Raw genomic sequence first — 9,120 nt, 5'->3', positions numbered from 1 at the left:
GCATGCACCCCGGGCCCTTGCTGGCCTACCTGATGGCCGACCCCGAGCTCAGTCTGCAAAGCATGTTGATGGTGGCCGCCGTGATTGGCCGCAGCAAAACCGCCGCTTACGTGGGACTGGTGGCCCTCTTTAGCATCTGCGCCGGACTGATCTACGGCACCTGGATCGATGGCGCCGCGCTCCAGGCCGCTGCCATGGCCTTGGGGCTGTTTGCGTTCGTCGTCATGGCCAGTTACTTGTGGTCGCGTGGTCGCGTGGTCGTACGCAAGGGGGCGCGGGCCAATCCCTGACCTGAAATCCCTGACCTGATGCTGACCGTTTGACGTTTTTTTGAGGAGAAAACCATGTTGACCGTAAAAATCCTGGGGCCGGGCTGCGCCAATTGCAAAAAGCTCGAAGCCATCGCCCGCGAAGCCGCCGCCCAGGGCAAGCTGGACGCCGAGTTCATCAAAGTCACCGACATGAAAGAGATCATGGCCTATGACGTGCTGACCACCCCGGCCCTGGTGATCAATGAAAAAGTGGTGAGTAGCGGCCGCCTTCCACCCACCGCCGATGTGCTGAAGTGGATGACGGCGGCCGCCTCGCCCTCCTCGGCCGCCTGATACCCGCCGCGGATACCTGGCCCGCCCCTGCTCCCTGGCCCCTGTCCCGATCCTGCGCCGGCGGCGGATGCCCCGCGCCGCCCCTGCCATCCGCTCCGGCGCCGCGGATCGCCTTACCCTTCCCACAACCACGCCGCCCCCCTGACTCCGGATGAATCCCCATGCCGGGGCGGGAGCAGGCGGGTGCAGATGGTGTCGGAGAAAACGTGAGCGCCCCACAGCCCGGGCACCCGCTGGTACAGGCGCTCCAGACGGGAAAGCCCGCCCCCGAGCACGATCACTTCCGGATCGAAGAGGTTGATGACCCCGCCCAGGGCCCGGGCCAGGCGGGTTTCATAGCGGACCAGGGTCGCCTCGCAAGCCGGCATTCCCGCCTCGGCGCCGGCGACAATGGCTTGCGGGCTCAACGACATGCCCGTGTGGCGCAAGTGGTCGGCCGCCAGGGCCGGGCCGCTCAGCCAGGTTTCAGTGCAGCCCCTGCGGCCACAATAGCAAGGAGGGCCGTCCGGCTCTCCGGGCAGGGGGTTGTGGCCCCATTCCCCGGCAATGCCGTTGGCGCCGCCCCACACCTTGCCATCCAGCACCATGCCACCCCCGACCCCGGTACCGAGAATGGCGCCGAATACGGCCCGGGCTCCGGCAGCGGCGCCATCCACCGCTTCGGAAAGGGCAAAGCAGTTGGCGTCGTTGGCCAGGCGCAGGGGGCGTTGCAGGCGGGCCTCCAGGTCCTGTTGCAGGGCTTGGCCGATCAGGCAGGTGGAGTTGGCATTCTTGACGAGGCCGGTATCGCCAGCCAGGGTGCCGGGGATGCCGATGCCGACGCTGCCCCGTTGCCCCAATTCTGCCTCGGCCTCCTGTACCAGCCGGGTGATGGCGGCGAGCGTGGCCGGGTAATCGCCCTTGGGAGTGGGAATGCGGCGGCGCAGCAACTGTTCGCCCGTATCCGCAAGGGCCAGCACTTCGATCTTGGTGCCACCCAGGTCGACGCCCAGGCGCATCAGAGCCGGACGGCCACGCCCTTGACCGTGCCGTGGGTGGTGGTGAAGGTTTTCAGGACGCTGCCGCCGGCCTCGAACAGCAGGGTGACCAGATTGCGTTCGGTGTACAGGCAGACGGGCTCGGTAATGTTGTAGGCGCTGGCCAAGGTCGGAGTCAGGCAGGAATGGCGTTCTTCCACCGCTTTTTCCGCATCTGCGTAGCCTTCGCCCAAGGCCGAATGCAGGCCATAGGCAGAGATGAAGAGCTTGCCCCCGATGCGCAGGGACTTCAGCAGGGCCCGCACCACCCGGCGCGCCTCGGGATAGGCCAGGCGGTAGATGCCGTGATGACAGAACACCAGATCGAAGGGGCCGGCGGGCAACGGCCCCTCCCTCAGTCCGGCGGCGGCGAAATCCACCCGATCGCCGACGGCAGAAGCCAGGGCCCGGCCCCGGACAGTGGTTTCACGGCTGCTCTGGTCAGCCGCCAGGACCCGGGCCCCCAGTTTCGCCATGGCCACCGCGTGGTGGCCTTCGCCGCAGGGCAGGTCGAGGACTTCGGAATCGGCATTGGCGCGGCCCCGGTGGGCGATTTCCTGGAGGATCAGGCGCTCCAGTTCATCGGAAACCATGGGAACGAAATTGCGGTTGAATTGCGGGTCCATCATGCCCCTCCCTGACGCCATGGATCATTCTGCATCAGGGCCGTGGAAGCTTCAAGGCAGAATATCGCCTACACTGGAGCGACACCCTAAGGAGAGACGCAGATGCTAGTTAAATTCATATCCAGCGAGACCGGCGAAATGGTGATGAAGGAAGACACCGCCCGCCCTCTGCTCAAGGCCATGGGCAAGGCATGCTCGGCCCAGGGCGTGATTACCAAGGGAGAAATGCAGCCGGCAGTGGAGGCCCTGAAGCGTTATCTCTCCGCCTGTTCCGGGCAGGAGCCTAAGCTCAGTGCGGAGGAAGAGGCCGGGATTCCCGCCATGGACAGGCCCGTGGGCATGCAGCAACGGGCCTGGCCGCTGATCAACATGCTCAACCGGACCGCCCATGCGAAAAAGGAAAGCCACATCCTCTGGGAGGCAGCCGCCGATTTCGACGCGGAACCGGAAACCGACGCAAAGCCGAAAGCCGACGCAGCGCCGGAAGCCTGAAGCCGGGCGGGCCAAAAGCGCGGCAGGAGGGGCGAAGGGGCGAGGGGCGAAAGGGCCAACAGGCGCCGCGCCAAGGCAGGAATTTCCCGGCTCCGGCTCCGGCTCCGGCCAGGGCGAAAGCGCGGGCTTTCGGCGGGCCGGGTGCCAAAGGCGCGTAACGAGGCGATGCGCGAGGCGATGCGCGGGGCGACGCGCAAACAAACTCAAACAGACTCAAACAGCCTTCAAGGCTTCACAGCGTCTCGACTCGGCTCCCCCAGCCAGGCTTGGCGCTTGGCCTGGGCGGCCTTGCCGGGGCGGGGTTCCAGCACGGCGGTCTGGCGCGGCGCCGGGGCCGGGGTAATGCGGGTCTCGCCGAGCAAGTCGTAGCGGAAATAATGGCAATTCACCGCCACGCCCGGCTGCAGGGTGGCAAGCACGGTATCGAGGTTCTGGCGGCCGATCCGCCAGCCGTTCAGGGCGACGAGCAGATCCCCGGCGGCAAGCCCGGCCGCCTCGGCGGGCGAGCCGCTCAATACCTGAAGGAGCTTCGCTTCGCTGCCCTCGCTCGCGAGCCGGATGCCGAGCCAGGGCAGCTCCGAATCCGCCTTCCAGCTCAGGCGGACGCCGGCCCCGGCGAGTTCCCGGGCAAGCGGCAATTCCTCCGTGCCCGATACCGCCGCCTTCAGCCATTGCCCCAGGGCCTTGCCGCCCAGGGCCGCCAGCCGCGCAAAAATCTCGTCCTCGGCAAGGCCGCGGCGGCCATCGCCCAGGTCCTGCCAAAGCTTTCGCATCAGGGTGTCGAGGCTCACCCGGCCAGCGCTTTGGCGGCGCAGCGCCAAATCGAGGCACAAGGCCAAAAGCGCGCCCTTGGCGTAGTAGCTGACCACGGCGTTGGGCGTGTTCTCGTCCGGGCGGTAATACTTGATCCAGGCATCGAAGGAGGAATCCTCCAGGCTCTGGACCCGGTGCCCCGGCGCCTGATACACCTGCGTGATGGTCTTTTGCAAGAGTTCGAGATAGGCCGGGACGGAAATCACCCCGGCGCGCACGAGGCAAAGGTCGTCATAGTAGGAAGTGAAGCCCTCGAACAGCCAAAGGAGGCGGGTGGGGCGCTCCCGCGCGAGGTCGAGGTCGAGGAAGGCCGCCGGGCGGATACGCTTGACATTCCAGCGGTGGAAATACTCGTGGCTGCAAAGGCCAAGAAAACGCACATAGCCGGCGGGACACGCCTCGTCCGCAAGCCCCGGCGGCGGCAGGTCGGCGCGGTCGCAGATCAGGGCGGTGGCATTGCGGTGTTCCAGGCCGCCATAGCCGGAGCCCACCGCCAGCACCAGAAACAGGTAGGGCTCGCGCAGGGCCGGCGGGCCGAACAGGGCCATCTGCCAGGCGCAGATCGCCTCCAGGTCGCGTACCAGGCGCTCCTGATGGAAAAGGGGCCAGCCGGTGACGATCAGGTGGTGGGCAATGCCCTGCACCGCAAAATCGACGCGGGTAAAGCGGCCCATTTCCATGGGGTGATCGATCAGGTCCTCGTAGTCGGCGGCGGCATGGCGGCCGAAACTCCAGGGCGCCGCCCCGGCCCGCGGCAAGGAGGTGGCCAGTTGCCAATCGGCATGGGCGGGGCCGGGCGGCGGCAGGATATCGACCTGGCAAGGCAGATGCGCCAGCCCCTCTGGCCGCAGAAAGACGCTCGTGCCGTTACAAAAGGCGTGCGTCGTGTCGAGATGGGCGCTGCGCACCGACAGATCCCAGGCATAGACGCGGTAGCGGACGGTGACCGGGGCCTTGGCCGGGGCGGCGCGCCAGCGGGCCTTGTCGAGCTTTTCCAGGGCGAGGGGCCGGCCGCCGGCCTCGGCGCGGATAGCAACGATGTGCCGGGCGAAATCCCGGATCAGGTAGCTCCCCGGTATCCAGGCCGGCAGGGTGAATACCTGGCCGGCCGGATCGGGCGTCTCCACCCGGCAACTAAGCTCGAACAGGTGGGCTTCGGGAAAGGCGGGGCAAAGCTCGTAGGCGACCAAGGGAGACATCGGGCTGCGCTCCTGGAAAAGCCGGGATTCTAGCCGGAGAGGAAAGAAGGGAGCGGGCGGTTCAGGGCTGCGGCGTGGCCGGGGTGGCCGGTTCCTCGCGCGCTTTCGCTTTATTCATGCGCGCTTCGACTTTTTCGGCATGTTTCGCCTCTTTTTCTGCCTGGCGGCGGCGGCGCTCGGCCTGTTTGCTGGCCCCTTCCCGGGCCTTTTCTTCCTTTTCGGCCAGGCGCTGCGCGCGCTTTTCCTCCCGGCTCTGGCGCAGGGCCTCCTGTTCCTGCTGCAGCAGGGGCAGTTCCCTGGCCTTTCGAGCCTCTTCGGCCGCCTGCTGCTGGCGATTCAGCTCCTGTTCCTTCCGGCGGGCCTCGCGCTCCAGGGCGCTGCCTTCCGACGTCATGGCCCTGGCCCGGCGGATCTGCTCCAGGTAACGTTTCTGGACGCCATCGCGGCAGTCATTGATCATGAATTTGTGGCCGCAAGCCTCGTCATCCCGGGTTCGCGCCGCTTCGGCCTGATCCCGCAAATTTTTCGCCTCGGCCTGCAGCGCCAGACCCCGTTCAAGCTGAGCCTGGGTTTCGGCGGGCAGTTGCACCTCCTGAGCCAGCAGGCTGCCGGCCCAGACCAGCAGCCAGGACGACAGACCCGCCTTCAGGCGGGTAGCCAGGGTTTGGGATCTATTTTCCATTTAGCAAAATCCTCATGAGCAACGACACGATCCTGGCTCCTGGCCAGGTCAATGGTTTCCGGCGGCAGGTAACACTGGCTGCCGATGTGAAAGATCACCTGCACGACCGGATGGAGCAGGTCCCGCTCGTTTTGTTCCCGCACCACGGCCAGCCGGCCGCTCGCAAGGCGCACCAGGGAGCCGCTGGGATAGATGCCGATGGCGCGGATGAAGCTGTGCACCAGCTTCGGCTCGAAGTGGTGCTCGCTCCACTCCAGCAATTTCTTCAGGGCATCGGAAGGGGCCAAGCCCTTGTGGTACACCCGGTCCGAGGAAATGGCGTCATAGACATCGACGATGGCCGCCATCTGGCCGTAGAGGGAAATGCCCTCGCCCTTGAGCTGGTTCGGGTAGCCGGTGCCATCATGACGCTCATGGTGCTGGCCGGCCACCATCAGCGCGGTTTCGGAGACACCCGGAGTGTGCTGCAGCAAGACGATGCTCTGCACCACATGGTTCTTCATCTTGGCAAACTCGGCCTCGGTCAGCCTGGCGGGCTTGTTGAGGATGGCCTCCGGCACCCTGGCCTTGCCCACGTCGTGGAGCAGGGCCCCCAGGGCGATTTCCCGGATCAGCTCCCGCGATAGCGCCAGCCCCCGGGAAAAAGCCACCATCAGGGCGCAGACGCTCACCGAATGCTCGAAGGTGTAGTTATCGTGCTGCTTCAGACCCGCCAGGGGCAGGAGGGCGTTCGGGTTGCTGAACACGGAATCGACCATGGCCTCCACCATCGGCTCCACCTTGTCCAGCTCGATCTGGGCCCCGAGGCGGATATCCGTGAGCAGGTTTTTCACGATGCGGTTGGCTTCCGTATGCAGCCGGCGGGCCCGCGGCGCCTCCTCGGCCAGGCTGACGCGCGCCAGGGGTTTGGGCGCTGCCGTGGCGATGGCTTCCATGCGCGCTTGCAAGCTCGACTCCACCTCCTCCCGGGTCGGAGCATCGGGCAGGTCCAGGCCGCGGCTGGTGTCGATATACACCTCATGGATGCCCATGTCGCGGATCTTCGCCACCCGGGCCTCGTCATCCACAAGGAAGGCATTGGTGAGAAAGGGGTGGTCCATCCACCCGCAATTCAAATCACTGACATACATGCCCGGTATCAGGGCATCGACTGGAATCTTCTTGATCATCGCAGATAGAGGACGGTTGGAGGAAGGATAGAGAACGGATAGAGGAAGAATAGGGGGAAAGCGGAAGTGAGGGAGCCGATCAGGGAGCGGCCATTCATGCCCTGATTCTAGCTCAAGGCCGGACTATAATTCGCCGCTCCTTGCCACCCCACGCCCCCTTCCCGTCATGATTGCCCTCAAACGACTGACCCTCGCCCGCGCCGGCCACCCCCTGATCGAGGGCGCCGACCTGCAGATCCACCCGGGCTGGCGGGTCGGCCTGGTCGGGGCCAATGGCGCCGGCAAGTCCAGCCTGTTTGCCCTCCTGGCCGGGGAACTGCAGCCGGAAAGCGGCGAACTCGAGATGCCCGCGACCTGGAGCCTCGCCCGGGTCGCCCAGGAAACCCCGGCCCTGCCCGATCCGGCCCTGGATTTCGTCCTCGATGGCGACGCCGACCTGCGCCGCCTGGAAGCGGCAATGGCCGCCGCCGAAGCCAGTGGCGACGGCGAGCAAATCGCCCGGCTGCACAGCCACTACGGCGACATCGACGGCTATTCCGCCCGCGCCCGGGCCGCCGAGGTGCTGCATGGCCTGGGCTTTACCGAGGCCGACCTGCAAAAGCCCGTGGCCGAGTTTTCCGGCGGTTGGCGGGTGCGCCTCAACCTCGCCCGCGCCCTCTTTTGCCGGGCCGACCTGCTGCTGCTCGACGAGCCCACCAACCACCTCGACCTGGACGCCGTGCTCTGGCTCGAATCCTGGCTCAAGACCATGCCCGGCACCCTGCTTTTGATCTCCCACGACCGGGATTTTCTCGACGCCGTGGTCGACCACGTCATGGCCATTGAACAGCAGCGCCTGAGCCTCACCACCGGCGGCTATTCCGACTACGAAGCCGCCCGCGCCGCCCGCCTCGCCGTGCAGCAATCCACCTTCGCAGCCCAGCAGCGCCAGATCGCCCAGCTCCAGCGCTTCATCGACCGCTTCAAGGCCAAGGCCACCAAGGCCCGCCAGGCCCAGAGCCGGGTGAAGGCCCTGGCGCGGATGGAAGTGGTCGCCGCCGCCCATGTCGATTCCCCCTTCAACTTTACCTTCCCTGCCCCCAAGCACCTGCCCGACCCCCTCCTCACCCTGCATCGGGCCGCCGCCGGCTATGGCGGCAAGCCCCTCTTGCAAAACCTGAAAATGCGCCTCTCCCCCGGCTGCCGCATCGGCCTTCTGGGCGAAAACGGCGCCGGCAAATCCACCCTGATCAAGCTCCTGGCCGGGCAAATCCCGCTACTTGCCGGCGAAAGGAAGGAAGCCAAAACGCTCGAGATCGGCTACTTCGCCCAGCACCAGCTCGAACAGCTCCGCCCGGACGAATCCCCCCTGCAACACCTAGAGCGCCAGGAGCCGGACACCCCGGAGCAAGCCCTGCGCGACTACCTGGGCGGCTTCGACTTTCGCGGCGACATGGCCACCCGGCCCGTGGGGCCCTTCTCCGGCGGCGAAAAATCCCGTCTCGCCCTGGCGCTGCTGATCCGCACCCGGCCCAATCTCCTGCTCCTGGACGAACCCACCAACCACCTCGACCTGGAAATGCGCGAAGCCCTCTGCCTTGCCCTGCAGGATTACGAAGGCGGCGTGCTGCTGGTCTCGCACGACCGGCACCTGCTGCGCACCGCCACCGATGAACTCTGGCAAGTGGCCGATGGCAAGGCCAGCCTCTTCGAGGGCGACCTGGACGACTACGCGGCCTGGCTTTCGGCCCGGAAAACCGCCGCCAAGGCGGCCACGGCCGAGCGGGTGGAGCAAAAAGCCGAACGCCGGCAAAAGCGCGAAGAAGAAGCCGCCGCCCGCCAGGAACTGCTGCGTAAGCGCCGCCCCCTGATGAAGGAACTGGAACAACTGGACGAACAGATCGCCAGCCAGGAAGCAGAAGCCCGAACCCTGGAAACCCGGCTTGCCGACCCGGCGCTCTACGCCCCCGGCGCCGACCGAAAGCCCCTGGAAGAACTGATCCGGCGCCAGGCCCAAGTGTGGCAAAGCCTCGAAGCCGCCGAACTACGCTGGCTGGAAGTCCACGCAGCCCTGGAAGCCCTGCCCGCCCCGGAACGCTGAACCGGCGCGCTCTTGCATCAGCTCAGCGCGACATCCGGGTAAATCCCGGCCAGCGGCAGATTCACCTCCCGGCAATCCGGCCAGATTTCGCCCGGCCCGGTAACGGGTATCCGGATTTCGTGATTGAAACGACATTACAACTCGCCGTTCTCCAGCATTCGAGTTGGTGTTGAAAGTAGGCCAGGCCGAGTTCTGGGTAATTCCTGATCCATCCTGATAGCAGCAGGCTGTCTTCATCGGTCAGATCGCGTTCGCGCTTGAGCATTACCTGGCGGTCCCACACAACGTACTTATCTCACCCGACATGCTGGATGACTTCAGTCTCAGATACCGCCTCAACCGTACCGCTCTGCTTGCCGTTGGCCGGCACCGCCTTCCACTCCTGTGCCAGGGGGCCGTGTTCGGCGAGCGCGTACTGATAGCCTCGCTGCTCTTCAA

General features: G+C 66.0%; 9 protein-coding genes. 4 read left to right on the top strand and 5 right to left on the bottom strand.

The window, feature by feature from the left end:
* Together WBH99_RS10635 and WBH99_RS10630 are read left to right on the top strand one after the other, a co-directional pair.
* A partial coding sequence (locus WBH99_RS10635) for a permease (RefSeq protein ID WP_424220066.1) occupies positions 1-290 on the top strand: 290 nt, incomplete at its 5' end.
* A gap of 54 nt (positions 291-344) precedes the next feature.
* Positions 345-605, top strand: coding sequence for a thioredoxin family protein (locus WBH99_RS10630; RefSeq protein ID WP_424220065.1), 261 nt, complete (start codon positions 345-347; stop codon positions 603-605).
* Positions 606-718: 113 nt separating this feature from the next.
* On the opposite strand, the gene WBH99_RS10625 is transcribed toward WBH99_RS10630, so the two are convergent.
* The gene (locus WBH99_RS10625; protein ID WP_424220064.1) at positions 719-1,603 is read right to left on the bottom strand and encodes an ROK family protein; all 885 of its coding nucleotides are present in this window, start codon (positions 1,601-1,603) and stop codon (positions 719-721) included.
* Positions 1,603-2,250, bottom strand: a complete 648-nt coding sequence (locus tag WBH99_RS10620; RefSeq protein ID WP_424220063.1) for a class I SAM-dependent methyltransferase — start codon at positions 2,248-2,250, stop codon at positions 1,603-1,605. The genes WBH99_RS10625 and WBH99_RS10620 overlap by 1 nt, the downstream gene beginning before the upstream one ends.
* A gap of 99 nt (positions 2,251-2,349) precedes the next feature.
* On the opposite strand from WBH99_RS10620, the gene WBH99_RS10615 reads away from it, so the two are divergent.
* Positions 2,350-2,739 carry a DUF1840 family protein gene (locus tag WBH99_RS10615; protein ID WP_424220062.1) on the top strand — a complete coding sequence of 130 codons (390 nt, stop codon included), beginning with the start codon at positions 2,350-2,352 and terminating at the stop codon, positions 2,737-2,739.
* Positions 2,740-2,963: 224 nt separating this feature from the next.
* Here WBH99_RS10615 and WBH99_RS10610 read toward each other — a convergent pair whose 3' ends face one another.
* The 3 genes from WBH99_RS10610 to WBH99_RS10600 form a co-directional block, all read right to left on the bottom strand.
* The gene (locus WBH99_RS10610; RefSeq protein WP_424220061.1) at positions 2,964-4,751 is read right to left on the bottom strand and encodes a M61 family metallopeptidase; all 1,788 of its coding nucleotides are present in this window, start codon (positions 4,749-4,751) and stop codon (positions 2,964-2,966) included.
* 61 nt (positions 4,752-4,812) lie between these two features.
* A complete protein-coding gene (locus WBH99_RS10605) occupies positions 4,813-5,433 on the bottom strand; it encodes a hypothetical protein (RefSeq protein WP_424220060.1) in 621 nt (206 codons plus the stop codon).
* Positions 5,397-6,602 carry an HD-GYP domain-containing protein gene (locus WBH99_RS10600; protein ID WP_424220059.1) on the bottom strand — a complete coding sequence of 402 codons (1,206 nt, stop codon included), beginning with the start codon at positions 6,600-6,602 and terminating at the stop codon, positions 5,397-5,399. Before WBH99_RS10600 ends, WBH99_RS10605 begins: the two co-directional genes overlap by 37 nt.
* A gap of 166 nt (positions 6,603-6,768) precedes the next feature.
* Here WBH99_RS10600 and WBH99_RS10595 point away from each other — a divergent pair, with 166 nt between their 5' ends.
* Complete coding sequence (locus WBH99_RS10595; protein ID WP_424220058.1) at positions 6,769-8,682, top strand: ATP-binding cassette domain-containing protein; 1,914 nt, start codon at positions 6,769-6,771, stop codon at positions 8,680-8,682.
* The last annotated feature ends 438 nt before the right edge of the window (positions 8,683-9,120 follow it).

Origin of the sequence: Azovibrio sp. (assembly GCF_049658005.1) — a bacterium.
In the GTDB taxonomy this organism is placed as follows: Bacteria; Pseudomonadota; Gammaproteobacteria; order Burkholderiales; family Rhodocyclaceae; genus Azovibrio.
This window is presented reverse-complemented; position numbering and strand designations above follow the sequence as displayed.

Coding starts and splice junctions, on each gene's coding strand:
- WBH99_RS10630 (WP_424220065.1), top strand. CDS start 345: ATGTTGACCGTAAAAATCCTGGGGCCGGGCTGCGCCAATTGCAAAAAG.
- WBH99_RS10625 (WP_424220064.1), bottom strand. CDS start 1,603: ATGCGCCTGGGCGTCGACCTGGGTGGCACCAAGATCGAAGTGCTGGCC.
- WBH99_RS10620 (WP_424220063.1), bottom strand. CDS start 2,250: ATGATGGACCCGCAATTCAACCGCAATTTCGTTCCCATGGTTTCCGAT.
- WBH99_RS10615 (WP_424220062.1), top strand. CDS start 2,350: ATGCTAGTTAAATTCATATCCAGCGAGACCGGCGAAATGGTGATGAAG.
- WBH99_RS10610 (WP_424220061.1), bottom strand. CDS start 4,751: ATGTCTCCCTTGGTCGCCTACGAGCTTTGCCCCGCCTTTCCCGAAGCC.
- WBH99_RS10605 (WP_424220060.1), bottom strand. CDS start 5,433: ATGGAAAATAGATCCCAAACCCTGGCTACCCGCCTGAAGGCGGGTCTG.
- WBH99_RS10600 (WP_424220059.1), bottom strand. CDS start 6,602: ATGATCAAGAAGATTCCAGTCGATGCCCTGATACCGGGCATGTATGTC.
- WBH99_RS10595 (WP_424220058.1), top strand. CDS start 6,769: ATGATTGCCCTCAAACGACTGACCCTCGCCCGCGCCGGCCACCCCCTG.